General features: G+C 71.0%; 27 protein-coding genes and 2 riboswitches. Of the genes, 7 read left to right on the top strand and 20 right to left on the bottom strand.

Going from position 1 to position 25,365, the window contains the following annotated elements; all coding sequences use genetic code 11:
- Window positions 1–72: 72 nt before the first annotated feature.
- Together ACQZOG_RS21220 and ACQZOG_RS21215 are read right to left on the bottom strand one after the other, a co-directional pair.
- Window positions 73–771 carry an SDR family oxidoreductase gene (locus ACQZOG_RS21220; RefSeq protein ID WP_033276013.1) on the bottom strand — a complete coding sequence of 233 codons (699 nt, stop codon included), beginning with the start codon at window positions 769–771 and terminating at the stop codon, window positions 73–75.
- An 18-nt stretch (window positions 772–789) separates the two neighbouring features.
- A complete protein-coding gene (locus tag ACQZOG_RS21215; protein ID WP_033276014.1) occupies window positions 790–1,329 on the bottom strand; it encodes a TIGR00730 family Rossman fold protein in 540 nt (179 codons plus the stop codon).
- Window positions 1,330–1,407: 78 nt separating this feature from the next.
- On the opposite strand from ACQZOG_RS21215, the gene ACQZOG_RS21210 reads away from it, so the two are divergent.
- Entirely contained in the window at window positions 1,408–1,731 is a 324-nt protein-coding gene (locus ACQZOG_RS21210) for a DUF427 domain-containing protein (protein WP_033276015.1), read from the top strand.
- 81 nt (window positions 1,732–1,812) lie between these two features.
- Window positions 1,813–2,592, top strand: a complete 780-nt coding sequence (locus tag ACQZOG_RS21205) for an alpha/beta fold hydrolase (RefSeq protein ID WP_193456521.1) — start codon at window positions 1,813–1,815, stop codon at window positions 2,590–2,592.
- Window positions 2,593–2,643: 51 nt separating this feature from the next.
- On the opposite strand, the gene mnmA is transcribed toward ACQZOG_RS21205, so the two are convergent.
- Entirely contained in the window at window positions 2,644–3,774 is a 1,131-nt protein-coding gene (mnmA, locus tag ACQZOG_RS21200; protein ID WP_351035969.1) for a tRNA 2-thiouridine(34) synthase MnmA, read from the bottom strand.
- Between the two features lie 60 nt (window positions 3,775–3,834).
- On the opposite strand from mnmA, the gene ACQZOG_RS21195 reads away from it, so the two are divergent.
- Window positions 3,835–4,503, top strand: coding sequence for an N-acetylmuramoyl-L-alanine amidase (locus ACQZOG_RS21195; protein ID WP_261675669.1), 669 nt, complete (start codon window positions 3,835–3,837; stop codon window positions 4,501–4,503).
- A gap of 54 nt (window positions 4,504–4,557) precedes the next feature.
- On the opposite strand, the gene ACQZOG_RS21190 is transcribed toward ACQZOG_RS21195, so the two are convergent.
- From ACQZOG_RS21190 to ACQZOG_RS21160, 7 genes are all read right to left on the bottom strand, one after another.
- Window positions 4,558–5,397: a hypothetical protein gene (locus ACQZOG_RS21190; RefSeq protein WP_351035988.1), complete on the bottom strand. Its 840-nt coding sequence runs from the start codon at window positions 5,395–5,397 to the stop codon at window positions 4,558–4,560.
- Between the two features lie 56 nt (window positions 5,398–5,453).
- Complete coding sequence (locus ACQZOG_RS21185) at window positions 5,454–6,029, bottom strand: hypothetical protein (protein ID WP_261675668.1); 576 nt, start codon at window positions 6,027–6,029, stop codon at window positions 5,454–5,456.
- A gap of 48 nt (window positions 6,030–6,077) precedes the next feature.
- Window positions 6,078–7,253 carry a hypothetical protein gene (locus ACQZOG_RS21180; RefSeq protein WP_163092053.1) on the bottom strand — a complete coding sequence of 392 codons (1,176 nt, stop codon included), beginning with the start codon at window positions 7,251–7,253 and terminating at the stop codon, window positions 6,078–6,080.
- A 99-nt stretch (window positions 7,254–7,352) separates the two neighbouring features.
- Window positions 7,353–7,868 carry a hypothetical protein gene (locus ACQZOG_RS21175; RefSeq protein WP_261675667.1) on the bottom strand — a complete coding sequence of 172 codons (516 nt, stop codon included), beginning with the start codon at window positions 7,866–7,868 and terminating at the stop codon, window positions 7,353–7,355.
- Window positions 7,869–7,974: 106 nt separating this feature from the next.
- Window positions 7,975–9,144, bottom strand: coding sequence for a cysteine desulfurase family protein (locus ACQZOG_RS21170; protein WP_403261040.1), 1,170 nt, complete (start codon window positions 9,142–9,144; stop codon window positions 7,975–7,977).
- 93 nt (window positions 9,145–9,237) lie between these two features.
- On the bottom strand, window positions 9,238–9,504 hold the full coding sequence (locus ACQZOG_RS21165; RefSeq protein ID WP_033276019.1) for a hypothetical protein: 267 nt from the start codon (window positions 9,502–9,504) through the stop codon (window positions 9,238–9,240).
- Window positions 9,505–9,552: 48 nt separating this feature from the next.
- Window positions 9,553–9,720, bottom strand: coding sequence for a hypothetical protein (locus ACQZOG_RS21160; protein ID WP_033276020.1), 168 nt, complete (start codon window positions 9,718–9,720; stop codon window positions 9,553–9,555).
- A gap of 114 nt (window positions 9,721–9,834) precedes the next feature.
- Between ACQZOG_RS21160 and ACQZOG_RS21155 the strand changes: the two genes are divergently transcribed.
- Window positions 9,835–10,485 (top strand): TetR family transcriptional regulator, encoded by a 651-nt coding sequence (locus ACQZOG_RS21155; protein ID WP_058916993.1) that lies wholly within the window; start codon window positions 9,835–9,837, stop codon window positions 10,483–10,485.
- A 72-nt stretch (window positions 10,486–10,557) separates the two neighbouring features.
- On the opposite strand, the gene ACQZOG_RS21150 is transcribed toward ACQZOG_RS21155, so the two are convergent.
- The 10 genes from ACQZOG_RS21150 to ACQZOG_RS21105 all read right to left on the bottom strand — a co-directional run bounded on the left by ACQZOG_RS21150 (window position 10,558) and on the right by ACQZOG_RS21105 (window position 21,887).
- Complete coding sequence (locus tag ACQZOG_RS21150) at window positions 10,558–11,418, bottom strand: thioesterase family protein (RefSeq protein WP_033276022.1); 861 nt, start codon at window positions 11,416–11,418, stop codon at window positions 10,558–10,560.
- Between the two features lie 59 nt (window positions 11,419–11,477).
- The gene (locus ACQZOG_RS21145) at window positions 11,478–12,134 is read right to left on the bottom strand and encodes a trimeric intracellular cation channel family protein (RefSeq protein ID WP_033276023.1); all 657 of its coding nucleotides are present in this window, start codon (window positions 12,132–12,134) and stop codon (window positions 11,478–11,480) included.
- 70 nt (window positions 12,135–12,204) lie between these two features.
- Window positions 12,205–13,536 carry an ABC transporter ATP-binding protein gene (locus ACQZOG_RS21140; RefSeq protein WP_203550064.1) on the bottom strand — a complete coding sequence of 444 codons (1,332 nt, stop codon included), beginning with the start codon at window positions 13,534–13,536 and terminating at the stop codon, window positions 12,205–12,207.
- Complete coding sequence (locus tag ACQZOG_RS21135) at window positions 13,533–14,534, bottom strand: ABC transporter ATP-binding protein (RefSeq protein ID WP_033276025.1); 1,002 nt, start codon at window positions 14,532–14,534, stop codon at window positions 13,533–13,535. Before ACQZOG_RS21135 ends, ACQZOG_RS21140 begins: the two co-directional genes overlap by 4 nt.
- Before the next feature lie 6 nt (window positions 14,535–14,540).
- Window positions 14,541–15,500 (bottom strand): ABC transporter permease, encoded by a 960-nt coding sequence (locus tag ACQZOG_RS21130; RefSeq protein WP_033276026.1) that lies wholly within the window; start codon window positions 15,498–15,500, stop codon window positions 14,541–14,543.
- A 1-nt stretch (window position 15,501) separates the two neighbouring features.
- On the bottom strand, window positions 15,502–16,506 hold the full coding sequence (locus tag ACQZOG_RS21125) for an ABC transporter permease (protein ID WP_033276027.1): 1,005 nt from the start codon (window positions 16,504–16,506) through the stop codon (window positions 15,502–15,504).
- A gap of 107 nt (window positions 16,507–16,613) precedes the next feature.
- A complete protein-coding gene (locus tag ACQZOG_RS21120; protein ID WP_033276028.1) occupies window positions 16,614–18,284 on the bottom strand; it encodes an ABC transporter substrate-binding protein in 1,671 nt (556 codons plus the stop codon).
- A 433-nt stretch (window positions 18,285–18,717) separates the two neighbouring features.
- Entirely contained in the window at window positions 18,718–19,500 is a 783-nt protein-coding gene (locus ACQZOG_RS21115; protein WP_037641706.1) for an enhanced serine sensitivity protein SseB C-terminal domain-containing protein, read from the bottom strand.
- 106 nt (window positions 19,501–19,606) lie between these two features.
- Window positions 19,607–20,383: an enhanced serine sensitivity protein SseB gene (locus tag ACQZOG_RS21110; protein ID WP_058916990.1), complete on the bottom strand. Its 777-nt coding sequence runs from the start codon at window positions 20,381–20,383 to the stop codon at window positions 19,607–19,609.
- 835 nt (window positions 20,384–21,218) lie between these two features.
- The gene (locus ACQZOG_RS21105; RefSeq protein ID WP_033276031.1) at window positions 21,219–21,887 is read right to left on the bottom strand and encodes an AAA family ATPase; all 669 of its coding nucleotides are present in this window, start codon (window positions 21,885–21,887) and stop codon (window positions 21,219–21,221) included.
- A gap of 223 nt (window positions 21,888–22,110) precedes the next feature.
- Window positions 22,111–22,211, top strand: a riboswitch (glycine riboswitch).
- Window positions 22,212–22,334: riboswitch (glycine riboswitch) on the top strand. It begins immediately after the preceding riboswitch.
- A 35-nt stretch (window positions 22,335–22,369) separates the two neighbouring features.
- Here ACQZOG_RS21105 and gcvT point away from each other — a divergent pair.
- From gcvT to glyA, 3 genes are all read left to right on the top strand, one after another.
- A complete protein-coding gene (gcvT, locus tag ACQZOG_RS21100; RefSeq protein ID WP_037641701.1) occupies window positions 22,370–23,488 on the top strand; it encodes a glycine cleavage system aminomethyltransferase GcvT in 1,119 nt (372 codons plus the stop codon).
- 123 nt (window positions 23,489–23,611) lie between these two features.
- A complete protein-coding gene (gene gcvH / locus ACQZOG_RS21095) occupies window positions 23,612–23,989 on the top strand; it encodes a glycine cleavage system protein GcvH (protein WP_033276033.1) in 378 nt (125 codons plus the stop codon).
- A gap of 14 nt (window positions 23,990–24,003) precedes the next feature.
- On the top strand, window positions 24,004–25,263 hold the full coding sequence (glyA, locus tag ACQZOG_RS21090; RefSeq protein WP_019524355.1) for a serine hydroxymethyltransferase: 1,260 nt from the start codon (window positions 24,004–24,006) through the stop codon (window positions 25,261–25,263).
- Window positions 25,264–25,365: the final 102 nt, after the last annotated feature.

Raw genomic sequence — 25,365 nt, 5'->3', positions numbered from 1 at the left:
CGTCCCTGGGGGCTGCCGTCCCCAGACCCCCTGTCGGCCCTTCGGGCCTCGTCCTCAAGCGCCGGACGGGCTTCAGGTGCCCGGGCGGACCGTCAGGTCGTTCACTTCCGCGTCCCTGGGGAGGTCCAGGGCCATGAGGATCGTCGTGGCGACCGACTCGGGGTCGATCCACTTCGACGCGTCGTAGTCCTTGCCCTCCTGCTGATGGACCTTGGCCTGCATGGGGCTGGCGGTGCGGCCCGGGTAGACCGACGTGACACGGACGCCGTTCGCGTGCTCCTCGTGGCGGAGGGAGTCGGCGAGGGCCTTCAGGCCGTGCTTGGAGGCCGCGTAGGCGGACCAGTCCGCGTGGGCGGCGAGGCCGGCGCCGGAGTTGACGAAGATCACGTGGCCGCGGCTCGCGCGGAGCTGCGGCAGGAAGTGACGGGTCAGTTCGGCGGGGGCGACGAGGTTGACGTTGAGCTGGTGACGCCAGCTCTTCGGGGTGAGGTCGCCGACGCGGCCCAGGTCGACGACGCCCGCCACGTGCAGCAGCGAGTCCACCCGGTCGGGCAGCGACTGGTGGGAGAACGCCCAGCTGAGCCGGTCCGGGTCGGAGAGGTCGCCGACCAGGGTGCGGGCACCGGGGTACTCGGCGGCCAGCTCCTTCGCGCGGCCGGCGTCGCGCGCGTGGAGCACCAGTTCGTCCCCGCGCGCGTGGAGGCGGCGCGCGACGGCCGCGCCGATGCCGGAGCCGGCTCCGGTGATCACATGTGTAGCCATGTCCGCCATGCTCGCATCACCGCGCGGTCATGCGACGCCCAGGCTCTCCTCCAGGTAGGCGAGCGCCCCGACCGGCTCCTCGGCGAAGAAGACCAGCTCGGTGAGCGGGCGGGGCAGGAAGCCCTCGTCGTCCATGCGACGGAACTGCTCCTTGAGGCCGTCGTAGAAGCCCGCGGTGTTGAGCAGCACCACCGGCTTCTCGGTGTGGCCGTGCTTCTTCAGCTCCAGGATCTCGGTCGCCTCGTCAAGGGTGCCGGTGCCGCCCACCATGATCACCACCGCGTCGGCCTTCTCCAGCAGCAGCCGCTTGCGCTCGGCGAGGTCCTTGGCGACCACCATCTCGTCCACGCCGGGGCGCGCCTTGGCCGCGAGGAACTCCACCGAGACGCCGAGGAGCCGGCCGCCGGCCTCCTCCACCCCGTCGGCGACGACCTTCATCAGGCCGACGTCCGAGCCGCCCCAGACCAGGGTGTGCCCGCCCTTGCCGAGCAGGCGCGCGAACTCGCGCGCGGGTCCTGTGTAACGGTCGTCGAGGTCGGCGGCGGAGAGGAAGACGCAGATGTTCACGGTCGTCAGCCTACGCCCGGGAAGAAGGCCGCCCCGAGGGACGCTGTACCGGGTGGACCGACCCACGAGGAGGACGCCGTGACCACAGGCCATCGCATCACCGTCGAGCCGGGCGAGCGGCACGTGCGCGTGGTGCGCGACGGACGCGTGCTGGCGGAGAGCGACCGGGCGCTGGTGCTGCACGAAACGGGCTGCCCCGCGCGTTGGTACATCCCGCCGGAGGACGTGCGGCTCGACCTGCTGACGCCGTCCGCGACACACACGTACTGCCCGTTCAAGGGGACCGCCTCGTACTGGTCGCTGCCGGACGCCCCCGACCTGGTGTGGTCGTACCCGGACCCGAAGCCGGCGGTGGCGTCGATCAAGGACCATCTGTGCTTCTACGACGTGGACGTGGACTGACCGCTCCCCGCGGGACGTGATCGACGGACGCGCGGCCCGCCTCACCGACGTTTTCCGCGCCGTGCGGCAGTCTCGTGAGCCATGGACCAGAACATCTCTTCGCGCGACGGGACCGCCCTCGCCCACGAGAGCGCCGGACGCGGCGCCACGATCGTCCTCGTCAGCGGCGCGATGTCGACGGGCGCCACAGTGGCGCCGCTGGCCGCCCCGCTCTCCGAGCGGTTCCGGGTGGTGGTCTACGACCGCCGCGGCCGGGGCGCGAGCGGAGACACGCCGCCGTACACGGTGGAACGCGAGGTGGAGGACCTGGCGGCGCTGATCGAGGCGACGGGCGGCGAGGCGGCGCTGTACGGCGTCTCCTCGGGCGGCGCGCTGGCGCTGCGGGCGGCGGCGAGCGGGCTGCCGGTGCGCCAGGTCGCGGTGTACGAGACGCCGTACGCGCTGTCCGAGGAGCACCTGGCGGAGCGCGCCCGCTACACCGAGCGGCTGACGGCGGCTCTGGAGGAGGGGCGGCGGGGCGACGCGGTGGAGCTCTTCCTCCAGCTCACCGGGCTGGACGACGCGGTGATCGGGAGCGCGCGGCAGTCGCCGATGTGGGCGGGGATGGAGGCGCTGGCGCCGAGCCTGGCGTACGACGACGCCGTGATGGGCGGCGGAGGTGTGCCGCGGGAGATGCTGGCGTCGATCGGGGTGCCGGTGCTGTCGATCGCGGGCGACGCCAGCCCGGCGTGGATGCGTCAGGCGGCGAAGGCGATCGCGGAGTCGGTCCCCCGGGGCGCGTACCGCACCCTGGAGGGCCAGACCCACATGGCCGAACCGGACGTCCTGGCGCCGGTGCTGGCGGAGTTCTTCGCCCGGTGAGCCCTGAGCTTCCGGTGCTCCCGGCGACCGGCCGGGGCGGGGCGGGGCGGCTCAGGCCACGTCCGCCGTGGCCCGCTCCGTGGCGGCGATGGTCGCCGAACCCACCACGCGCGTGCCGTCGTACAGGACGACCGCCTGGCCGGGGGCGACGCCGCGGACCGGCTCGGTGAAGCGGACGCGCAGTTCCTCGCCGACGAGTTCGGCGGTCACCGGGGTCTCGTCGCCGTGGGCGCGCAGCTGGGCGGTGTAGGTGCCGGGTCCTGCGGGGGCGGTGCCGCACCAGCGGGGCTTGATCGCGGTGAGGGCGCCGACGTCGAGCGAGGCGGCGGGGCCGACGGTGACGGTGTTGTCCACCGGGGAGATGTCCAGGACGTAGCGCGGCTTGCCGTCGGGGGCGGGGGTGCCGATGCGCAGGCCCTTGCGCTGGCCGATGGTGAAGCCGTACGCGCCGTCGTGGGTGCCGATCCTGGCGCCGGACTCGTCGACGATGTCACCCTCGGCCTTGCCGAGCCGCTTGGCGAGGAAGCCCTGGGTGTCGCCGTCGGCGATGAAGCAGATGTCGTGCGAGTCGGGCTTCTTGGCGACGGCGAGTCCGCGGCGCTCGGCCTCCGCGCGGATCTCCTCCTTGGTGGTGACCGTGTCGCCGAGGGGGAACATGGCGTGGGCGAGCTGGCGGTCGTCGAGGACGCCGAGCACGTAGGACTGGTCCTTGGCCATGTCGGAGGCGCGGTGCAGTTCGCGGGTGCCGTCCTCGCGGAGGATCACCTTGGCGTAGTGGCCGGTGCAGACGGCGTCGAAGCCGAGCGCGAGCGCCTTGTCGAGCAGCGCGGCGAACTTGATCTTCTCGTTGCAGCGCAGGCAGGGGTTGGGCGTGCGGCCGGCCTCGTACTCGGCGACGAAGTCCTCGACGACGTCCTCGCGGAAGCGGTCGGCGAGGTCCCAGACGTAGAACGGGATGCCGATGACGTCGGCGGCGCGGCGGGCGTCGCGGGAGTCCTCGATGGTGCAGCAGCCCCGCGCGCCCGTGCGGAACGACTGGGGGTTCGCGGAGAGCGCGAGGTGGACGCCGGTCACGTCGTGACCCGCTTCGGCGGCGCGGGCGGCGGCGACGGCGGAGTCGACGCCTCCGGACATGGCGGCCAGGACGCGGAGGGGGCGGGTGCGCTGCGGGGTGTCAGTCATAGCCCCTCCAGGGTAAGGGGGCGCGGGAACCACGGCCGCCGGATATGCGTTCACGATCACATGGGGGCCAAGGGAGCATCCGAGGACGGCGACCGGCGCATCGGGCGGCGCGCCCTGATCGTGGGCGGGCTGGCGGCCGCGGCGGGGACGGCGGCGCTGGCGCGTGACGAGCTGGGGCGGCTGTGGTGGCGGCTGCCCGGCGTCGACAAGCCGCGCAAGCCCGGCGAGGTCGACTTCGCGGGCGCCCGCTGGGTGGCGGCCTCGGACGCCAACTGGCGTGGCGCGGACCGTCCGGACGACTTCGGCATCGACATGGTGGTCGTGCATGTCACGCAGGGCAGCCTGGACAGCGCGGTGAAGGCGTTCCAGAACCCGGGCCACAAGGCGGCGGCGCACTACATCGTCGGCAAGGACGGCCGGATCACGCAGATGATCCGCGAGCTGGACGTGGCGTACCACGCGGGCAACCGGGACTACAACGAGCGCAGCATCGGCATCGAGCACGAGGGCTTCGTGGACCGCCCGGAGGACTTCACGGACGAGATGTACGCGGCCTCGGCCCGCCTGACGGCCCGCATATGCGCCCGCTACGGGATACCGGTGGACCGGAAGCACATCGTCGGCCACGTCGAGGTCCCGGGCACGGACCACACGGACCCGGGCCCTCACTGGGACTGGGACCGCTACCTCAACCTGGTGCGCCGGGCGGGCACGTCATCACGGGCATGAGTCGGGGGGAGACACAACCCGCTCGTCGGTTCACCCGCCGCGCACAAGGCCGGCTCAGCCTTCCTCCGGAACGACCCTGGCGAACTCCCGAGCAGCGGGCAACAGATCGGTGATCATCTGCCAGACCTGCTTTGCGTCCACACGAACCAGCTTGAACGGGCCGACGTCGCCGACCTGACCCGGTTCCAGGGGCTCGACGGGCAGTTCACGGTGCCAATAGCCCAGAGGCCCGCAGTCCCACACCGCGAATCCCCGTACCTGGGGGCCCGGTTCTCCGTGTCGGTGCCCGTGCCACAAGGCGGTCATCCTCCAACTGCACCGCATGCCGGCGATCAGGGCGGCGAAGGTGATCCGGCTCTTGCCGGTGAGACCGGCGCCCTCGAGCGCCTTGGCGATCCGATCGACTCCCTCCTCGGCCGTCAGGCCGTGGAGACCGTCCAGGGTCCGGAGCCCCGCATCGAGCACGGCTGTGGTGGTCTCGATCACGGGCGTCGCGACCTCGACCGTGTCCTCCCCGTGCAGGTCGACCATCCTTGCCAGCGCCCAGACGAGCATCGCCGGCTCCAGGCGGACGTACTCCGACTCCTCACTGCCCGGCCACGACTCGTGGGAGTAGACGTGACCGTCGCCGATGGTGACGCCGTGGTGCAGGGTTCCGTGCGCACCCAGTGCCTCCACGTGGATGAGAACGGCAGGAGCCCGCAACGTGTCGACAAGCGGAGTCAGTGAGAAGTCGAAGGTGCCGTCCTGGTGGGTGAGACCGGCTGATATCAGGGCACGCTCCGCCTCTGCCAAGTGCGCGGGGACCTCTTCGCCGTCCACGAGGTGCTTCAGGACGGCCAGGTGGTCCTCGGCGAGGCGGAACCGGGCCCGGGTGCTGTCGAATGAGGGCATCGTTCGAATCGCTTTCGTCTGCTGGGCTGAAACCATGGGGCGAGATCGTCAGTGCGTCAGTTGAAAACGTCGAGCCAGTTCAACGACCTGTTGAAGAAGGCACGCACTGCCCCGCCGCGGGTCAGGTTGCGGGTGTTCACCCCGACCATGACCGCGGCCAGTGCGATGTCGTGGGCGTCCGCCTGTCCCACGACAGTGAAGGTCGCTTTTTTCCGCGCGCCCCTTCCACGACGGCCTGTCCGGATCTCTACGCCGTCGCGCACCAGAGCACGGTCGTGATGCCGTCGGCCGGTCGCGAGGTACCGGTATTCTCGCCCCGCCACCTGCATGCGCAGGGCCCGCCCCGCCCTGGTCTGTGCCCAGCGGTTGCGCTTGACGCGGATGCCGTCACTCCCGACGCTCAGCTGGGCCATGTACAGGGACGGTTTGCGACCGTAGGCCCAGCCGGTGAAGGAAACGACGGGTATTCCGTCCCCACGCACCTCGGTCACATGGCGGTCGCCGTGACGTCCTGCCGGATACACGACCTCGATCCGCCCGAATGCACCTGCCACGCCCCGGTAGCCGAACTTCCAGGTCAGCCGGTGACCCGAGCGGTCTTCCCAGTGATCCAGGGTGTACGTCTGCTGCATGATCCCCTTTTCCTCACGCCGCCCTGCGCGGATGTGTCGTGGTCGGCATCAGTCGAACGGGTTGAGGGCACTGCCGAGCTTTTTCGCCCCCTCGGATATGGCCTCTCCCGCCTTTTCGGCCTTGTCCCCGACCCAGTCGGCGGCGTCCTCGGCAGCAGCTTCGATCTTGTCCGCGTTGTCCCAGATCAAGGTTCCGGCGTAGGCGACACCGGTCCCGACGGCGAGGCCGACCGTCACCGGGTTGGGAGCAATCATCGCGGCCGTGAGCGAGGCGTTGAAGGCCGTTCCTGTCCAGTTGGAAAGGTACTTGGCCTTGTCCTCCTTCCACGCCTTCGCATGGTCCATCGTCGCCAGGTTGGCGACGCCCCACGCGGTGGCACCGGCCGAGCCGACGACACCCGCGCCCCGGATCCATCCGGCGGCCTTCGCAGCCTGACCAAGGCCTCCGCGCTGGGCCACCTTGAGCAGGTTCGCCTCGGTGGAGGTGGGAAGGTAGAACGCCCCTTTGCGCATGTAACCGGCGAGCATGGCTGCCTCGTCGGAACCTGCAATTACGCTGGGCGACACCCGGGCCAGCCAGCTGCCGGCCCTGGGGACGCGGGCCAGCTTGTCCCAATGACCGTTGATCAACCGGGCGGTGAAGGTGCCCGGCGCGTTCAGCACCTTGGACGTTTTGAAGTAGGAGATCAGCGATTTGCCGCCCAGGATCGCGACGCTGGACGCGTTGAAGAACGCCGCCAGATTGGCGGCGCCCTCGATGTACGTCGCGACGGCCTTCCCCAACTGCTCATTGCCCGTCATCTGCGTGACGGCGTCCCCCTGCACCCGCACGATCCAGTCGTCGAGAGTCTCGCCGTCCTTGCGTTTGAGCCAGCCGTCGTCGACCTTGTCGTCGGACGCAGCCGCGTTGGCGACCAACAGAAGGTCGGGAGGCAGTTGCTTGCCCTTCAGCTGCTCGGGGGTGAATCCCGCGAGCAACAGCCCGGCAAGCGGATCACCATCCTCCAGGCGAGCGTAGGCCGCCTTCCTGCGGAGTTCAGGGGCAGTGTCGGATATCCAGGAACGCATCGGCTTGATCGGGCCCAGCCGATCTGCCACGCCGAGCGCGCTGGCCCGCGTGAACGCCTCGTCGAGCTTGTCCCCTGTTCCGCCCCGGCCGTCGAGCAACTTGGCCAGATGCTCGAGGTCCTGTGGATTGACAACTCTGTTCGCCTTGCCGGTCACAACTGTCCCTTCAAGGGTTCGGTATTCCTCCGGGGTTCAGCAGCACGGACCTACGGATGGTGGTCGGCCGGTCTGTCGAAAGACGTCGGCGGACGCGGATCACGTCCGGCAGGCACGCGCCAGCGCGTCCAGCAAGGCTCCACGGTCGTGAGTGGCGATCAGCAAGGACTCGCCCCCGACCGTCTCGACCACGACCTCCTCCATGCCCAGCGGCACGGACCATCCCCCGCCAACGAGGCGGGGCGCGGAAGCGGTGCGGCTTTTCCTTCGAATTTCCGCGAGTTCCTCACGGGAGCGCCCTGCCAGTGAGGCGGCGAACTCGGCGTCCGAAGGCTGCTCCCGCGCCTCGAGCACCGAGTCGGACGAGAGCGAGTCCACCGCTATCGTCTCCCGGCCCACGGTCAACTGCCCGCCCTGCAGTCGGATCCGGTGGTAGACACGCTTGGAAAGCGGCACGGCGTTGAGGACGAGCGCCAGGAGACCGGTGAAGGCGAGGATCACCAAGAAGACCGTGCTCTCCTCGGGCAGGAGGACCGCACCCTGATGAACAACCCACACAGTGAGTACCGTCACGGTGACGAGGGTCCACCGCCGCGGCAGCTTTTCCTCGTACATCACCGCCACCCCGTGGCGCAGGGGCTCCTCTGCACCACCTTGCCCGCTCTCCATAACCGCTCCCGTACAGTTCGCAGGGACAGAGCCCCCACAGGCTACCGAGGTTTCAGCTCAGCCCCGCCGCCCGCGCTCGCTCCACCGCCGGGCCGATGGCCTTGGCGAGGGCCTTGACGTCGGCGTCCGTGGAGGTGTGGCCGAGGGAGAAGCGGAGGGTGCCTCGGGCGAGGTCGGGGTCGGTGCCGGTGGCGAGGAGGACGTGGCTGGGCTGGGCGACGCCGGCGGTGCAGGCGGAGCCGGTGGAGCACTCGATGCCCTGGGCGTCGAGAAGGAGCAGCAGGGAGTCGCCCTCGCAGCCGGGGAAGGTGAAGTGGGCGTTGGCCGGGAGGCGTCCGCCGGGGGCGGGGTCGCCGCCGAGGACGGCGTCGGGGACGGCGTCCAGGACCGCGGCCACGAGGTCGTCGCGGAGGCGTCCGATCTCCAGGGCGAACCGCTCCCGCTCCTCGGCGGCGACCCGTCCGGCGACCGCGAACGAGGCGATCGCCGGCACGTCGAGGGTGCCGGAGCGGACGTGGCGCTCCTGTCCGCCGCCGTGCAGCACGGGAACGGGGGTGTGCTCGCGGCCCAGGACCAGGGCGCCGATGCCGTAAGGGCCGCCGATCTTGTGGCCGGAGACCGTCATCGCGGCGAGCCCGGACGCGGCGAAGTGCACCGGGACCTGGCCGAAGGCCTGGACCGCGTCGGAGTGCAGAGGGACGCCGAACTCGGCGGCGACGGCGGCGAGTTCGGCGACCGGCAGGATCGTCCCGATCTCGTTGTTCGCCCACATCACGGTGGCGAGGGCGACGTCGTCGGGGTTGCGGGCGACGGCCTCGCGCAGGGCGTCGGGGTGGACCCGGCCGTAGGCGTCGACGGGGAGGTACTCGACGGTGGCGCCCTCGTGCGTGGCGAGCCAGTCGACGGCGTCGAGGACGGCGTGGTGTTCGACGGGGCTGGCGAGGACCCGGGTGCGGGCCGGGTCGGCGTCGCGGCGCGCCCAGTACAGGCCCTTCACGGCGAGGTTGTCGGCCTCCGTGCCGCCGGAGGTGAAGACGATCTCGCTGGGGCGGGCGCCGAGGGCCTCGGCGAGGGTCTCGCGGGCCTCCTCGACGGTGCGCCGGGCGCGGCGGCCTGCCGCGTGCAGGGAGGAGGCGTTGCCGGTGACGCCCAGGTGCTCGGTGAGCGCCTCGACCGCCTCGGGCAGCATCGGGGTGGTCGCGGCGTGGTCGAGGTAAGCCATGGTGGGGCCGATTCTACGGGGCCCGGTGCATGAGCCACGGATCCCGGTGGCCGGGATGTGACGCCCGTACCGCCGGCGCGGCGGGTCCGCGCGTCAGAAGCTCCAGGAGATGGTGCCGTCCGCCTGCATGAACGCGGCGAGGACGACGAGGTCGGCGATGCCGAGGCCGAGGCCGAGCAGGGCGCGTCCGCGGCGGGCGGTGCCCCGCCACAGGGCGACGGACGCCAGCGCGATGGCGGTGGGACCGAGGAAGACGTTGAGGACGAGCAGGCCGAGCAGGCCCAGGACGAACGACGCGACGGCCATGCCGTCGGTGTCGCGGATCCCGGTGCGGCGGCCGGCGGGTGCGGTGAGCTGCATGGTGATCGGACTCCTGCGGTCGGAAGGTGGTCGGGCGGGCGGCGCGGGTCAGTGCGCGGAGGTGCCGCGGCCGCGGCCCTGGTGCTCGCGCAGGGCGAAGACGCCGAGCCAGACGGCGATGACGGCACCGACGGCGACGGAGAAGGTGAGCGGCGCGTGCGCGACGGCGCCGAGGACGACGCCCAGCAGCAGCAGCGCGGCGACGAGGAACAGCATGGGTCGGACCCCCCAGGATTGGGTGAACGGCTGTAGTAACACTTGTTCACTGACTTCCCAGTCTAGCGTCCTCCTCACTTTTCAATCTGGGAGAACAGTTGTTAACTGCATGGCATGAGTCACACGTCCGGCATCCGGCAGGCCCAGAAGCAGAGGACCCGGCAGGCGCTCCTCGACGCGGCGCTCGAACTGCTGGAGGGCCAGAGCCTGAGCAGCCTGGGTCTGCGTGAGGTCACCCGCGCCGTCGGGATCGCCCCGACGGCCTTCTACCGGCACTTCCGGTCGGTCGAGGACCTGGGCGTGGCACTGGTCGAGGAGGCGCTGGGCAGCCTGCACCCGATGATCCGGACGACGGTGTCCCCGGCCGACGAGGGCGAGGAGCGCATCGCGCGCGCCATCGAGCTGATCGCCGGTCATGTGGACGCGCACCCGGCCCATGTGAGGTTCGTCGCCCGGGAGCGGCACGGCGGGGTGCGTCCGGTCCGCGAGGCGATACAGCAGCAGCTGGCCCGGTTCACCGCGGAGGTCGGGGAGGCGCTGGCCGGGGACGCGGAGTCGGCGGGCTGGAGCCAGGAGGACCTGCTGATGCTGGCCCAGCTCTACGTGGACCAGATGCTCATCATCGCCTCGCTCTTCCTGGAGGCGCCGGCGAGTGCGCCCGAGGCGCGGGAGCGGGTGGCGAAGGTGGCGGCGCGTCAGCTGCGGCTGATCCACGTGGGACGGCGGCACTGGCTCGACGGGACGGACGCGGCCGGGAACCGGTGACACGGCGAGGGGCGGTGCGGGGCCACCCGTGAGTGACCCCGCACCGCCCTCGCGCCGTGGACGGCAGTCGGTTCAGCTCAGCCGCACCCGGGCCAGCTGACGGGACTGCGCGACGAGACGGCCGGCACTGTCCCAGACCTCGGCGTCCTCCTCCAGGAAGCCGCCCGCGAGGTTGCGGGTGGTGATGGACACGCGCAGCGGACCCGGCGCCGGGCGGCAGCGCACGTGGACGGTCAGCTCGACCGTGGGCACCCAGCCGGTCAGGCCCATCTCGAACGCGGTCGGCGGCAGCGCGTCCACCGCGAGCAGCAGCGCCAGCGGGTCGGGGTCCCGGCCGTCGGCGAGACCGAACCAGGCACGCATCTCCCCCTTGCCGGACGGCTTTCCGAGGGCCCAGCCGAGGGTCGACGGGTCGAGCTTCAGCATCAGCCTGCCGGCGATCTCGGAGCTTCCGTCGACCGGGGCGGGGCCGTCCTCGGGGCCGAAGCACTGGTCCATCGGCGGCAGCGCGGGCGGCACGGCCGTCGTACGGACGTCGTCGGGGAGGGAGTCCAGGTCGCCGTAGGAGGCGAGGACGCGGATGCGCTCGACCTCGTTGCCCTGCTCGTCGCGCTGGAAGAGGGACGCCTGGCCGGTGGAGAGCGTGCGCCCGGTGCGGACGGTCTCGGTGCGGACGACCGCCGGGCCCGGCTGGGAGGCCGTCAGGTAGTGCGCGGAGACCGTGAAGGGGTCGGAGTGCGGCAGCGCGTCCGCGAGGGCGCGGCCCAGGACGGCCAGCAGGTACCCGCCGTTGACGGCGTTGATGATCGTCCAGCCGGCGGAGAGGTCGATGTCGTAGACGCCGGGTTCCCGCTGGGTGAGCGCGGTGTCGCGGTCGAACTCACTGTCACCGATGACGGCCCGGGTGGCCTGGGCGGAGGCTGCTTCTGGCATGGGTGAACAGTACAAGAAGATAATACTAAGCGGTAGCTTTGCTCGCTCGCCGGCTTCGCTCACTCCTCACTGACCGTCGAACGCCGGTGCCAGGCGCGGGGCGCACGCCAGTGGAAGCGCATCGCCAGCAGCCGCAGCACGAAGGCGGTGACGGCCGCGGTCGTGCTGGTCAACGGGTTCAGCACGTCGAAGCGCAGGCAGAGGGCGACCATGGCCGCGCCGACGATCGCCGGCACCGCGTACAGGTCGCGGTCCCAGCGCAGCAGCGAGGGCACCTCGTTGGCGAGCACGTCCCGCAGCACACCGCCGCCGACCGCCGTGGCCAGGCCCAGACAGGCGGACGCGGTGAGGCCGAGCCCGTAGTCGTACGCCTTCGTCGTGCCGACGACGCAGAAGAGGCCGAGGCCCGCCGCGTCGAAGACGTTGACGGCGACCTGGATCCGCTCGACGTGCGGGTGCAGGAAGAAGACGAGGACGGTGGCCAGCAGCGGGGTGACGAAGTACCCCAGGTCCGTGAAGGCGGCAGGCGGGACGGCGCCGATGATCAGGTCGCGGAAGAGACCGCCGCCGAGAGCGGTGATCTCGGCCAGCACGGCGATCCCGAACACGTCGAAGTTCTTCCGGACGGCCAGCAGGGCGCCGGAGATGGCGAAGACGAAGATGCCGATCAGATCGAGCGTGTGGAGGACGGACGGGCTGAAGAGTTGCTGAAGCACTTGCATATTGTGGCGCAGAATGAAGCCCTCGCCTTGCAAAGCAAGGCGAGGGCTTCATTCGGGTGCGCCGTTACACAGCCTCGTCGGCCTTGGTGACCTTCTCGGCCTCGGCAGGCTTCTCGGCCTTGGCAGGCTTCTCGGCCTCGGATGCCTTGTCGCCGTCGGCCGGCTTCTCCGCCTGGGCGGGCTTGTCCGCCTTGGCCGGCTTCTCCGCCTCGGAGGCCTTGTCGGCGTCGGAGGCCTTGTCGGCCTCGGCGACCGGGGCGTCCTTCGCGGGCTTCTCCGCCTGCGCCGGGACCTTGGCCGGGGCGTCTTCGGCCGGAGTGTCCTCGGCCGGAGTGTCCGTCTCCGGGTTGTCCTCGACGCCCTCGCGGGTCGCCGAGACCACCTCGCCCTGGTTCAGCGAGAGCTTCCCGGACGCGATGTCCTCCGCGTAGTGGCACGCCACCCGGTGGCCGCCGCCGACGTCCCGCAGCTGGGGACGCTCGGTCGCACAGCGCTCGGCCTGGGCCCACGGGCAGCGGGTGTGGAACCGGCAGCCGCTCGGCGGGTTGGCCGGCGAGGGCAGGTCACCGGTGAGCAGGATGCGCTCGCGCTTGTCCTCCACCTCCGGGTCCGGCACCGGCACGGCCGACATCAGGGCCTTGGTGTACGGGTGCTTCGGCTCGGCGTAGAGCGCGTCGCTCGGCGCCTCCTCGACCAGCGAGCCCAGGTACATCACGCCGATGGTGTCGGAGATGTGCCGGACCACCGCGAGGTCGTGGGCGATCACCAGGTAGGTCAAGCCGAGTTCCTGCTGGAGCTCCTCCAGCAGGTTGATGACCTGGGCCTGCACCGACACGTCGAGCGCGGAGACCGGCTCGTCGCAGATGATCACGTCCGGTTCGAGGACGAGGGCGCGGGCGATGCCGATGCGCTGCCGCTGACCGCCGGAGAACTCGTGCGGGTAGCGGGCGAGCGCGTTGGAGGGCAGGCCGACCTTGTCGAGGATGGCCTTGATCTTCTCCCGGCGCTCCTCCTGGTCCTTGCCGATGCCGTGGGCGATCATGCCCTCGGACAGGATCGACTCGATGTTCTGCCGCGGGTTGAGCGAGCCCAGCGGGTCCTGGAAGACCATCTGGAGCCGGCGCCGGAAGCGGCGCATCTCCTCGCCGGGCAGCTTCGCCAGGTCGGTGCCGTCGAGGACGACCGAGCCCTCGGTGATGTCGACCAGCCGCAGCACCGACCGCCCGAGGGTGGTCTTGCCGCAGCCGGACTCGCCCACCAGGCCGTAGGTCTCGCCGGCCTCGACCTTCAGCGACACCCCGTCCACGGCGTACACGTGGCCGACCGTGCGGTCGACCAGGACGCCCTTCTTGATGGGGAAGTGGACCTTGACGCCGTCCAGTTCGAGCAGGCTCATGCGGGGACCTCCTCGGCCTTCGCGTCGTCGAGTACGGGGTTGACGCACCGCACCTGGTGACCGGCCGCGCGGGGCTCGCCGAGTTGCGGGGTGCCGGTCAGGCAGCCCATCTCGTACCGGTCGCAGCGGGGCGCGAAGGCGCAGCCGTCGGCCCAGGCGATGCGGTCGTTGATCGAGCCGCGGATGGGGTTGAGCGGCTCGCCCCGGGGCGCGTCGAGCCGCGGGATGGAGCCCAGCAGTCCGTGCGCGTAGGGGTGGGTGGGGTGGGCGAACAGCTCGCGGCGTCCGGCGGACTCCACGACCTTGCCCGCGTAGAGCACGTTGACCTGGTCGCAGAGGCCGGCGACCACACCGAGGTCGTGGGTGATCATCAGCAGGGCGGTACCCTCCTGGTCCACGAGCTCCTTGAGCAGCTCCAGGATCTGCGCCTGGATCGTCACGTCGAGCGCCGTGGTGGGCTCGTCCGCGATGAGCAGACGCGGGGCGCAGGCCACCGCCATGGCGATCAGCGCGCGCTGGCGCATGCCGCCGGACAGCTGGTGCGGGTACTCCTTGAGCCGCCGGGTGGGGTCGGGGATGCCGACCCGGTCCAGCAGGTGGGCGGCCTCCTTGCGGGCGGCCTCCCCCTTCATCCCGCGGTGGCGCTCCAGGATCTCGGTGACCTGCACGCCGATCGGGACGACCGGGTTCAGCGAGGACAGCGGGTCCTGGAAGATCATCGCCATCTCGCTGCCGCGCAGGTCGCGGCGGGCGGAGGGACTCATCGTGAACAGGTCCGTGCCGTCGAACTCGGCACGGCCGCCGATGGTGAGGCCCTTCGAGGGCAGCAGGCCCATCAGGGCCAGGGAGGTGACGGACTTGCCGCAGCCGGACTCGCCGACCAGGCCCACGACCTGGCCCTGGTCGACCTCGAAGGAGATGCCGTCGACCGCCCGGGACTCCTTGCGGCCGCGGCCGCCGAAGGTGACGGTCAGTTCGTCGACAGTGAGCAGAGACATGGTGGTTCAGCCCCTCAGCTTCGGGTCGAGGGCTTCCCGCATGGCCTCGCCGAGGAGGGTGAAGCCGAGGGCGGTGATGATGATGCCGACGGCGGGGTAGACCGCCATCGCGGGGGCGTAGCTGAAGAAGCGCTGCGCCTGGGCGAGCATGACGCCCCATTCGGGGATCGCCGGGTCGGGGTTGCCGAGGCCCAGGTAGGACAGGGCGGCCGCCTCGATGATCGCCGTGGCCAGGGAGAGCGTGGCCTGCACGATCACCGGGCTGAGCGAGTTGGGCAGGATCTGCGAGAGCACGATGCGCCGCTTGCGCACGCCCAGGGACTGGGCCGCGAGCACGTAGTCCGCGTTGCCCTGGGCCAGCATCGAGCCGCGCAGCAGGCGGGCGAAGACCGGCACCTGGACCACACCCACCGCGATCATCACGGTGGTGAGCGACTGCCCCATGACGGCGGCGATGGACACGGCCAGCAGCAGCGACGGCAGGGCCAGCATCATGTCGATGAAGCGCATGATGACGGAGTCGACGCGCCGTCCGGTGTCGCCGCCGAGGGTGGCCGCGGCGCCGGAGACGATGCCGATCAGGAAGCCGGCGACCAGGCCGATCAGCGTGGCGACGATGCCGACGAGGAGCGTCTGGCGGGCGCCGACGAGCATGCGGGAGAACAGGTCACGGCCGAGGTGGTCGAGGCCGAACCAGTTGCCGTCGCGGGCCCCGACGAACTTGCCCTGGTTGGGGAAGACCTCGTTGCGCCAGGTCTGCGCGCTCGGCGAGTAGGGCGCGAGGAACGGCCCGACGACGGCGACGAGCACGAACGCGACGATGATGACGGCGCCGACGATCGCCATCTTGCTGGACTTCAGCCGGCGGAAGGCCTCCCGCCAGAGGCTGGCGCCGGTGCTGGTCTCGCTGACGGCCGTCAGTTCCGCGAGACGCTGGATCTTCTCGGACTTGGTGGCGACAGCCATGTCAGTGCACCCGCACTCTCGGGTCGATGATGCTGTACGCCAGGTCCACCAGCAGGTTGATCAGGACGTACACCATCGCGATGAACATGATGAACCCGACCAGCACCGGGTAGTCACGGCCGTCGATCGACGTCTTGATGAAGTTGCCGATGCCGTTGAACGAGAACACGGACTCGGTGAGGACGGCCCCGGACAGCAGGGAGCCGGTGAGCAGACCGACCGACGTGATCACGGGCAGCAGCGCGTTGCGCAGCACGTGACGGCCGCGGACGACGCTGCTCTTGAGCCCCTTGGCCTGGGCGGTGCGCACGTAGTCCTCGTCCTGCACCTCGAGCACGCTGGCGCGGGTCATGCGGACGATGACCGCGAGCGGGATGGAGGCGAGGGTGACGGCCGGGAGGATCAGATGGTGGATCGCGTTCCACGAGGCGTCGAACTCGCCGGTGAGCACACCGTCCAGGACGGCGAAGCCGGTCACGTCGGTGGCGTTGATGCCGGTGTCCATGCGTCCGTAGCTGGGGAAGAAGCCCAGCTTCACGGCGAGGACTTCCTTGAGGATGAGACCGAGGAAGAAGACGGGGATGCAGATGCCCACGAGGGAGCCGGAGACCGCGCCGACGTCGAGCCAGCCGCCGCGCTTGCGGGCGGCGAGGTAACCGAGGGGGATGCCGATCGCCACGGCGATGAGCATGGCCAGCAGGGACAGCTCCACCGTCGCCGGGAACCGGAGGAAGAACTCGTCCGTGACGGGCTGCCCGGTCTGGACGGAGGTTCCCAGGTCGCCCTGGAAGATGCGCTTGAGGAAGCGCCAGTACTGGACGTAAATGGGCTGGTCCAGCCCGAGCGCACGGTTGATGCGCGCCACTTCGGCCTCGGTGGCCCTCTCCCCCAGGATCGCTGAGGCGGGTCCACCGGGCAGCCGGTCGAGCCACAGGAAGAGCAGAACCGACAGGCCGAGCAGCGTGGGTATGAGCTGGAGCAGTCTTCGTACGACGAGACGCAGCACCCCGCTTGCCCCTTTCTTGCGTGTTGTCTTACATGAACGGACCCGCCCGGCCGCCGAGTTGCGACGGCCGGGCGGACCACCCCGTTATCGATTTCCTGCCGGTACGCCTACTTGAAGGAGGCTTCGGCGAAGACTTCCTGCGTCAGCGGCGACACGTTCGGCGGGTTGACGTTCTTGCCGAAGGCGATGGCCGGCGGGGACGACGAGATCGGGACGCCGGGCAGGTAGTCCATGATGACCTCGTTGGCCTTCTCGTAGGCCGCGGTGCGCTCGTCGGCCTTGCCCATCTTCGAGCCGGCGTTCACCGCGTCGAAGACCTTCTTGTCCTTGAAGCCCCACTGCTTGTCGAACCCGGCGAACCAGGTGCCGATGAAGTTGTAGCCGTCGTTGAAGTCACCGGTCCAGCCGAGCATGTGCAGGGCGCAGGAGCCGGCCTCGGTGGCGTCCAGGTAGTCCGGGGCCCACTTCATGGCCTTCGGCTTGACCTTGATGCCGGCCTTCTCCAGGTCGGCCTTCATCAGCTCGAACAGGTCCTGCGGGGCAGGCATGTACGGGCGGGTGACCTCGGTCGGGTAGCAGAACTCGATGGTCAGGTTCTGCGCGCCGGCCTTCTTCAGCAGCGCCTTGGACGCGTTGGGGTCGTACGGGTACTTGGTGACGTTCTTGGAGTAGCCCGCGATGGTGTCCGGCATGAACTGGTCGGCCACCTTGCCGCCCTCGGGCAGCTGGGTCTTGACCAGGTTCTCCTTGTCGATCGCCTGCGCGATCGCCTGGCGGACCTCCTTCTTCTTCAGGGCGGGGTTGGCCGACTGGCTCATGCCCACGTAGAAGAGGTTGAAGACGCCACGGGTCGGGACGACGTAGCCCTCGTTCTCGAGGGTCTTGACGTCGGCCGGAGCGACGAGGTCGTAGCCGTCGATGTCACCGGCCTGGAGCGCCTGGCGGCGGCCCTCCTCGGTGTCGATCGTGCGGAAGACCAGGTTCTTGATCTTGGCCTTGTCGCCCCAGTAGTCGTCGAAGCGCTCGAGGGTGACTTCCTTGTTGCCCTTGTTCCACTTGACGATCTTGTACGGGCCGGTACCGGCGACCGTGCCGGCCTCCTGGCTGTACTTGGGGTACGTGATGGCGTCGCCCTTGGCGGTCGCCTCCTGCTTCTCGTACTCCTTGATCGCCTTCGGCGAGTGGATGGCGAGGGCGTTCAGCGAGAAGCCGCCGGGGAGGTTGGCGGAGGGCTGCTTGACCTCGATGACGGCGGTGTTCTCGTCCTTCGCGGTGCAGCTCTTGTAGTTCGCCTCGGGCGTCTCCGGGTCCTCGTTCTTCGCGAACCCGCCCATGATGGTCTGCCAGTAGTAGGAGACCGCGCTCGACTGGTAGGTGCCCTTCCAGTTGAACCAGTGGTCGTAGTTGGCGCAGACCGCGGCGGCGTTGAACGCCTCGCCGTCGTGGAACTTCACGCCCTTGCGGAGGTTGAAGGTCCAGACGGTGCCCGCGTCGTTGCTCGACCAGGTCTCGGCGAGGCCGCCGACCAGCTTGGTGCCGCCCGACTCGTGCTCGAGGAGGGCCTCGAACGCCTGGCGGGTCACGCGGAAGGTTTCACCGTCACTCGCGAGGGCAGGGTCCAGGGATCCCGGGTCGCCCGCACCGGCGAACACGAAGGTGTCCTTCTTGCCGCCGCTCTCGTTGTCACTGTCCCGCTCGCTGGCGCAGCCCGTGGCGATCAGGCCGACCGCGACCGCGGCCGTGATCGCCCGAACGGCTCGGGTCTTGAATATGCGCATACTGGGGCCACTCCGGGTCCGCTATGTGGATGCATCTTGACCGGCCGAACACTACAGACGTTCGCAGTGAGTCAGGAACAGTCCGGATAGCGGTGATACCTACCTGAGATCTGAACAGTCGACATAAGGGACTGTTCCGGCATCTTCGCGCGATGATTTAACACCGGCGACACAAACGACGGCGCCCCAAGTGCCGCCCATTCGGGCTCGGATGGCGTGAAGGCGCGGTGAAACCGCAGGTGACAGGGGGTCAGCGTGAGGTAGCTGACCGCATCCGACAGAATCTGACATGGGATCAGCTGTGGACGGCCCCAGGACGGGCGCCACACCCGCCTCCAGTGTCCACATGCTGGACACCGTGACGCTGCGTCACCACGCGCGAGGCTCCCGGCGGCGGGGGTGCCGCGCCGGGGGCCTCGGGAAGACGTACCGGTCAGAGGTGGTGCGCGGGCGGATAGCCGTAGCCCGCGGCGGGGGCCGGGGCGTGCGCCTCACGGTCGTAGAACGGACGCCCGTTGACGCGCAGCCACATCGCGACCGGGTCGTGCTCGTCGGACAGGGCGACGGTGGAGACCGGCAGACCGTCGGGCACCGCGGGCAGCGACTGCCGCATCATCTGCCGCACCGACTCCACGGCGGGCGGCGAGGTGTCGTACACGTCCAGGCCGATGGCGAGGTACGGGGCGCCCAGCGCGGGCTGCACCCAGGCGCGGCGCAGCGCGCGCACGGCCGGGGTGCGGTGGGCGTTCTGCGCGAGGAGCGCGTAGAACTGCGGGATCTCGATGGCCGGTTCGGACAGCCGCAGCGGTCCCGCGGGCTGCTGGTCGAGTCCGCCGGCGATGCGGCGCAGGTCGAGCCAGGGGATGCCGACGCCGCCGCCGGGCGCGTGCGGGTTGAGCCAGAGGCCGTGGCGGTCCAGGTAGAGCGCGCGGGCCACCTCGAGCCCGTCGACCACCTCGTACGAGCGGTTCCAGCCGCTGGCGGACAGCTCCTGGGCGGAGGTCACGCAGGGCGCGTAGCCGTGCCCGTCGACCTCCATGGTCCCGTACTGGGCGTCGGGCGAGCCGGCCTGGCCGTGCCAGAGCAGCATCCAGACCCTGCCGGACGAGGGGGTGGCGAGGGCGCGCAGCAAGGCCTCGTAGGCGTCGTAACGCCCGGGCGTCACCTGGCGCAGCATGTGCTCGACCTGTCCGGCCGCCGCGGTGCCAGCGCTCACTTGTATCGCCCCTCCGTACAACACCCTTCCGGCCAATGCTCCCTAGCTTATGCCGACGGCCTCCGGCGGTCTGCGGTCAGTGCGCGGAAGACGGGGCGGCGGCGCGTCAGGCACGCTGGTAGAAGGGGCGGACCTTGGCGCGCAGCCAGTCGGCGACCGGGTCCTGGGCCACGTCGAGGACGACGAGGTTGACCGGCCATCGGGCGGGGCTGCGGCCCAGCGCCCGGCCGAGGGCGTCCAGGGGCAGTGCGCGCGGGTCGCCCTCCCAGTGCAGCAGCTCCACGCCGACGAACAGCACGGGGTCGGCCGTCTCGACGGCGGCCAGGCAGCGGCGGGCGGTCGCCACCACGCCGAGGGCGTCGAACTCCTGCGAGGCGGCGGCGAGGAAGTCCACCGGGTCGTCCTGCCAGTCCGGTTCGAACAGCCGGACCCGGCCGCCGCTCGCGGCGCCGTCGAGCGGGGTGCGCCCCGCCCGGCACAGCTCGGCCACCGCGGCCGGCGGCAGCGGGACGGCGACCGTGCCGCCCGGGTTGACCACGATGCCGGCCTGCGGCGGCAGTCCGCGGGCGAACTCCACGGCGGGGGCGATGGTGCAGCCCATGTGGGCGCCGACGACCTGACGGAACTGCTCCTCGGAGCTGAAGACCGGCACGTACGCCTGGCCGTCCAACTCCATGGTGGGCAGGTCGAGGGGGCCGCTGTGCGGACCGCCCCCGTTGGGCAGGGGCACCCACACGAAGCTGCGGCCGAGGACCTCGACGATGCGGGCTCCCGCCGAGGGGACGCCGAGGGAGGCGGAGAGCGCCTCCTCCAGTTCGTTGCCGGGCCACCCGCCGTGCGGGTGGAAGTGCGTCCGCTCCGGGTTGTCCGCCGGGAAGTCCATCTGTCGCCCACCGTCTGCCTGATGCCACTGCTTGGCGGAAAGGCTAGCCGGTCCCGCACGGGGCGCTCGCCGTCCGGTCGGCCGGTGGAACCGCCCCGGCACGTGCACCGCCCCGTCGACCGGCGAAGCCGACCCCGCACATGACGTGCGCCGGCCCGTCCGCCGGCGAAGCCGACCCGGCACAGGACGTGCGCCGACCCGCCAGCCGGCGAAGCCGACCCCGCACAGGGCGTGCGCCGACCCGCCAGCCGGTGAAACCGGCCTGACGCAGGACGTGCGCCGACCGTCAGCCGATGCCACCGCCCCGGCGCAAGGCTCCGACCCGCCAGGCGGTGAAGCCGGCCCGACGCGGGGCGTACGCCGACCCGTCGACCGGCGAAGCCGACCCCGCACAGGACGTGCGCCGTCCGGTCAGCCGATGCCACCGCCCCGGCACAAGGCATGCGCCGACCCGTCAACCGGTGAAGCCTGCTCGATGCGGGGCGTGCGCCTGCCGGTCAGCCGGCCCGGCACAGGACGTGCGCCATCGATCAGCGGGTGCCGCCGCCCCCGCACCGGACGTGCGCTGACCCGCCAGCCGCCGAAGCCGGCCCGACGCGGGGCGTACGCCTGCCGGTCGGCCGTGGAAGCCGACCCGGCACAGGACGTGCGCCGACCCGCCAGCCGGTGCCACCGCCCCGGTGCACCGGACATACGCCGCTCGATCAGCCCGGTGAAGCCGGCCCGACGCGGGGCGTGCGCCTGCCGGTCGGCCGGTGGAGCCGACCCGGCAGCGGACGTACGGCGTTTCGATCAGCCGGCGGAGCCGGCCCCCCACCAGACGTGCGTCGGCCAGTCAGCCGGTGAAGCCGATGCGCCGCAAGGTGTTCGCCGCGTCCCGGTCGACGAGCACCGCCGAGGCGCAGCCCTCCGGCACGCGTCCTGACTCCACCGCGTCGAGCAGCCGTCCGCACGCCGTGCGGTGGCGGCGGAAGGCGTAGCGCGAGACGCCCCGGCCGCGCTCCAGCTGCCCGGCCAGTGCCTCCTCGGGCGGGACGTCGAGGAGCAGCAGATGCAGTGCGGCCCCGCGGCGGCGGGCCTCGCGGGCCAGCCAGCGCCGTACCCAGGCCTGGGTGCCGCAGTCGTGCACGACGACGGGCCGGCCTGAGCGCAGCACGCGGCGCAGTCCCGCGTAGTGGGCGAGCCGGACCAGCGGGCGGTAGACCGCGTACGGCAGGAGGCGGGGCATGCGGCGGTCCCAGCGGTCACGGGCGTCCTGGGAGTCGACGCGGTCCTCGTGCACCGTGCGCCGCATCAGCGTGGACTTGCCGCTGCCGGGCAGTCCGGTGACGACGACGAGGTCACGGGGGCCGAAGAGCAGGGCGCGGGGGCTGCGTCCGGAGCGGGCGCGCAGGTCCTGGACGAGGGCGGCGGGCGCCGTGTCACGGGCGCCGCCGGCCCGGTGGGCGTGCTGCCGCGGCAGCGCCACGCCTGTGGTGGCGGCGTACGCCGTGGGCCTGTTCACCGTGGTCGTCCTCCCCCTGGGGCCGGATACGGTGTCCGATCCCCGCAGCGTGTAAAGAGAAGGTAATGCCAGGTCGCTCGCGGTTGCGTGCTCATACCGCTACAGGCCTGTCACAGCTCCCTGTGACCGAGCCTGCACGAGCGGTGCACGCCCGGCAAGGGTCCCCCTGCCGGTGTCCCCCGATGCGTGCAATGATGTGCGCGCCAACTGCATACCGGCCGTTTGAATCCGCGCGGGAGAGTCCCCGGCACCGTGTGCCGCCGGGGCGCCGAAGGAGCAAGTCCCTCCCTTGAATCTCTCAGGCACCGTTACCGCGCGGGCGAGGCACATCTGAAAAGCGGGCCGCCGTGGCAGTGCTCCGGGGCCCCACCCAAGGTGCAAGTCCTGATCGCCGTGTCACCGGTGGTCATGGCGAACCTCTCAGGTTCCGATGACAGATGGGGAGGAACGACCTCGCTGTCATGCCCCTGGGAGACCGACCGATGAGCAGTAACGAACCCCGCCGCACCGCGCTCGATGCCCTGCATCGGTCGCTCGGCGCGACGATGACCGACTTCGCCGGCTGGGACATGCCCCTGCGCTACGGCTCCGAGCGGGACGAGCACAACGCCGTGCGCACGAGGGCCGGCCTGTTCGACCTCTCGCACATGGGCGAGATCACGGTCACCGGCCCGCAGGCCGCCGCGCTGCTGGACTTCGCGCTGGTCGGCAACATCTCGGGGGTGAAGCCGGGCCGCGCCCGCTACACCATGATCTGCCGTGAGGACGGCGGCATCCTGGACGACCTGATCGTCTACCGGCTGGGCGACACCGAGTACATGGTCGTGGCCAACGCCTCCAACGCCCAAGTGGTCCTGGACGCGCTGACCGAGCGGGCCGCGGGCTTCGACGCCGAGGTGCGCGACGACCGCGACGCCTACGCGCTGCTGGCCGTGCAGGGCCCCGAGTCCCCGGCGATCCTGCGCTCCCTCACCGACGCCGACCTGGACGGCCTGAAGTACTACGCCGGCCTGCCGGGCACCGTGGCCGGGGTCCCCGCGCTGATCGCCCGCACCGGCTACACCGGCGAGGACGGCTTCGAGCTGTTCGTGAAGCCGGAGCACGCCGTGGAGCTGTGGCAGGCGCTGACCAAGGCGGGTGAGGGCCACGGGCTGGTCCCGTGCGGTCTGTCCTGCCGGGACACGCTCCGCCTCGAGGCGGGCATGCCGCTGTACGGCAACGAGCTGAGCACCTCCCTCACGCCCTTCGACGCCGGTCTCGGCCGGGTGGTGAAGTTCGAGAAGGAGGGCGACTTCGTGGGCCGCGCCGCCCTCGCCGAGGCCGCGGAGCGCGCCGCGAAGAACCCGCCGCGCGTCCTGGTCGGCCTGGTCGCCCACGGCCGCCGGGTGCCGCGCGCCGGGTACGCGGTGGTCGCCGGCGGCGAGCGGATCGGCGAGGTCACCTCCGGCGCCCCCTCCCCCACCCTGGGGAAGCCGATCGCCATGGCCTACGTCGACGCCGCCCACGCGGAGCCGGGCGCCGAGGGCGTCGGTGTGGACATCCGCGGCAGCCACGAGCCGTACGACGTCGTGGCGCTGCCGTTCTACAAGCGGCAGAAGTGACACCGTCGTAGGCAGCCTCCGGGCCGTCCCCGCGCGTCCGTGGCCCGGGTGTGCCACCCGTCCGGCCGCGTCCCGCGCCCTCCCCGTCATCAGCAGTTTCCCGCGTACAGGAGAATTCAGGCCATGAGCAACCCCCAGCAGCTGCGCTACAGCAAGGAGCACGAGTGGCTGTCGGCCGCCGAGGACGGCGTGTCGACGGTCGGCATCACGGAGCACGCGGCCAACGCGCTCGGCGACGTGGTCTTCGTCCAGCTCCCCGAGGTCGGTGACACGGTGAGCGCGGGCGAGACCTGCGGCGAGCTGGAGTCCACCAAGTCCGTCAGCGACCTGTACTCCCCCGTCTCCGGCGAGGTCACCGAGGTCAACGAGGACGTGGTGAACGACCCGGCGCTCGTGAACTCGGCCCCCTTCGAGGGCGGCTGGCTGTTCAAGGTGCGGATCACCGACGAGCCGGCCGACCTGCTGTCCGCCGCCGAGTACGACGCGTTCACCGCGGGCTGAGGAGCCGGATCCGCATGTCGCTTCTGAACACGCCCCTGCACGAGCTCGACCCGGCGGTCGCCGCCGCGGTCGACGCCGAGCTGCACCGGCAGCAGTCCACCCTCGAGATGATCGCCTCGGAGAACTTCGCCCCGGTCGCGGTCATGGAGGCCCAGGGCTCGGTCCTGACCAACAAGTACGCCGAGGGCTACCCCGGCCGCCGCTACTACGGCGGCTGCGAGCACGTCGACGTGATCGAGCAGATCGCCATCGACCGGGTGAAGGAACTGTTCGGCGCCGAGCACGCCAACGTCCAGCCGCACTCGGGCGCCCAGGCCAACGCGGCCGCCATGTTCGCCCTGCTCAAGCCGGGTGACACGATCATGGGTCTGAACCTCGCGCACGGCGGGCACCTGACCCACGGAATGAAGATCAACTTCTCCGGCAAGCTCTACAACGTGGTCGCGTACCACGTGGGCGACGACGGCCAGGTCGACATGGCCGAGGTCGAGCGTCTCGCCAAGGAGAACAAGCCGAAGCTGATCGTCGCCGGCTGGTCGGCGTACCCGCGTCAGCTGGACTTCGCCGCGTTCCGCCGGATCGCGGACGAGGTCGGCGCGTACCTGATGGTCGACATGGCGCACTTCGCCGGTCTGGTCGCCGCGGGCCTGCACCCGAACCCGGTGCCGCACGCCCACGTCGTGACGACCACCACGCACAAGACCCTCGGCGGTCCGCGCGGCGGTGTGATCCTCTCCACGGCCGAGCTGGCCAAGAAGATCAACTCCGCGGTGTTCCCGGGCCAGCAGGGCGGTCCGCTGGAGCACGTGGTCGCCGCCAAGGCCGTCGCCTTCAAGGTGTGCGCCTCGGAGGAGTTCAAGGAGCGCCAGCGCCGCACCCTGGAGGGCGCCCGCATCCTGGCCGAGCGTCTGGTGCGGGACGACGTGAAGGCCGTGGGCGTGGACGTGCTGTCCGGCGGCACGGACGTGCACCTCGTCCTGGTGGACCTGCGGAACTCGGAGCTGGACGGCCAGCAGGCCGAGGACCGGCTGCACGAGGTCGGCATCACCGTCAACCGGAACGCGATCCCGAACGACCCGCGGCCTCCGATGGTCACCTCGGGTCTGCGCATCGGCACGCCCGCCCTCGCCACCCGCGGCTTCACGGCCGAGGACTTCGCCGAGGTCGCGGACGTGATCGCCGAGGCGCTGAAGCCGTCGTACGACGCCGAGGCGCTCCGGGGCCGGGTCGCGGCGCTGGCCGCGAAGCACCCGCTGTACCCCGGTCTGCGGTAATACCGTCCGCTTTTTCACGGACACACGGGGCATCGCGCACACTGGGTCGGTGGGCGCGGTGCCCCGCACCATGCAGCGCATGAACGATTCAGCACCCCGCCC

The organism is Streptomyces sp. P13-3-3, from assembly GCF_050571355.1.
GTDB lineage: Bacteria > Actinomycetota > Actinomycetes > Streptomycetales > Streptomycetaceae > Streptomyces > Streptomyces althioticus.
This window is presented reverse-complemented; position numbering and strand designations above follow the sequence as displayed.

What these genes read in the sequence shown, in the direction of transcription:
- ACQZOG_RS21205 (WP_193456521.1), top strand. Translation starts at nt 1,813, where the DNA reads ATGGACCAGAACATCTCTTCGCGCGACGGGACCGCCCTCGCCCACGAG.
- gcvT (WP_037641701.1), top strand. Translation starts at nt 22,370, where the DNA reads ATGAGCAGTAACGAACCCCGCCGCACCGCGCTCGATGCCCTGCATCGG.
- ACQZOG_RS21155 (WP_058916993.1), top strand. Translation starts at nt 9,835, where the DNA reads ATGAGTCACACGTCCGGCATCCGGCAGGCCCAGAAGCAGAGGACCCGG.
- ACQZOG_RS21135 (WP_033276025.1), bottom strand. Translation starts at nt 14,534, where the DNA reads ATGTCTCTGCTCACTGTCGACGAACTGACCGTCACCTTCGGCGGCCGC.
- ACQZOG_RS21150 (WP_033276022.1), bottom strand. Translation starts at nt 11,418, where the DNA reads ATGCCAGAAGCAGCCTCCGCCCAGGCCACCCGGGCCGTCATCGGTGAC.
- ACQZOG_RS21185 (WP_261675668.1), bottom strand. Translation starts at nt 6,029, where the DNA reads ATGCAGCAGACGTACACCCTGGATCACTGGGAAGACCGCTCGGGTCAC.
- mnmA (WP_351035969.1), bottom strand. Translation starts at nt 3,774, where the DNA reads ATGACTGACACCCCGCAGCGCACCCGCCCCCTCCGCGTCCTGGCCGCC.
- ACQZOG_RS21110 (WP_058916990.1), bottom strand. Translation starts at nt 20,383, where the DNA reads ATGGACTTCCCGGCGGACAACCCGGAGCGGACGCACTTCCACCCGCAC.
- ACQZOG_RS21190 (WP_351035988.1), bottom strand. Translation starts at nt 5,397, where the DNA reads ATGCCCTCATTCGACAGCACCCGGGCCCGGTTCCGCCTCGCCGAGGAC.
- ACQZOG_RS21195 (WP_261675669.1), top strand. Translation starts at nt 3,835, where the DNA reads ATGGGGGCCAAGGGAGCATCCGAGGACGGCGACCGGCGCATCGGGCGG.
- ACQZOG_RS21160 (WP_033276020.1), bottom strand. Translation starts at nt 9,720, where the DNA reads ATGCTGTTCCTCGTCGCCGCGCTGCTGCTGCTGGGCGTCGTCCTCGGC.
- ACQZOG_RS21165 (WP_033276019.1), bottom strand. Translation starts at nt 9,504, where the DNA reads ATGCAGCTCACCGCACCCGCCGGCCGCCGCACCGGGATCCGCGACACC.
- ACQZOG_RS21175 (WP_261675667.1), bottom strand. Translation starts at nt 7,868, where the DNA reads ATGTACGAGGAAAAGCTGCCGCGGCGGTGGACCCTCGTCACCGTGACG.
- ACQZOG_RS21170 (WP_403261040.1), bottom strand. Translation starts at nt 9,144, where the DNA reads ATGGCTTACCTCGACCACGCCGCGACCACCCCGATGCTGCCCGAGGCG.
- ACQZOG_RS21130 (WP_033276026.1), bottom strand. Translation starts at nt 15,500, where the DNA reads ATGGCTGTCGCCACCAAGTCCGAGAAGATCCAGCGTCTCGCGGAACTG.
- ACQZOG_RS21120 (WP_033276028.1), bottom strand. Translation starts at nt 18,284, where the DNA reads ATGCGCATATTCAAGACCCGAGCCGTTCGGGCGATCACGGCCGCGGTC.
- gcvH (WP_033276033.1), top strand. Translation starts at nt 23,612, where the DNA reads ATGAGCAACCCCCAGCAGCTGCGCTACAGCAAGGAGCACGAGTGGCTG.
- glyA (WP_019524355.1), top strand. Translation starts at nt 24,004, where the DNA reads ATGTCGCTTCTGAACACGCCCCTGCACGAGCTCGACCCGGCGGTCGCC.
- ACQZOG_RS21220 (WP_033276013.1), bottom strand. Translation starts at nt 771, where the DNA reads ATGGCGGACATGGCTACACATGTGATCACCGGAGCCGGCTCCGGCATC.
- ACQZOG_RS21140 (WP_203550064.1), bottom strand. Translation starts at nt 13,536, where the DNA reads ATGAGCCTGCTCGAACTGGACGGCGTCAAGGTCCACTTCCCCATCAAG.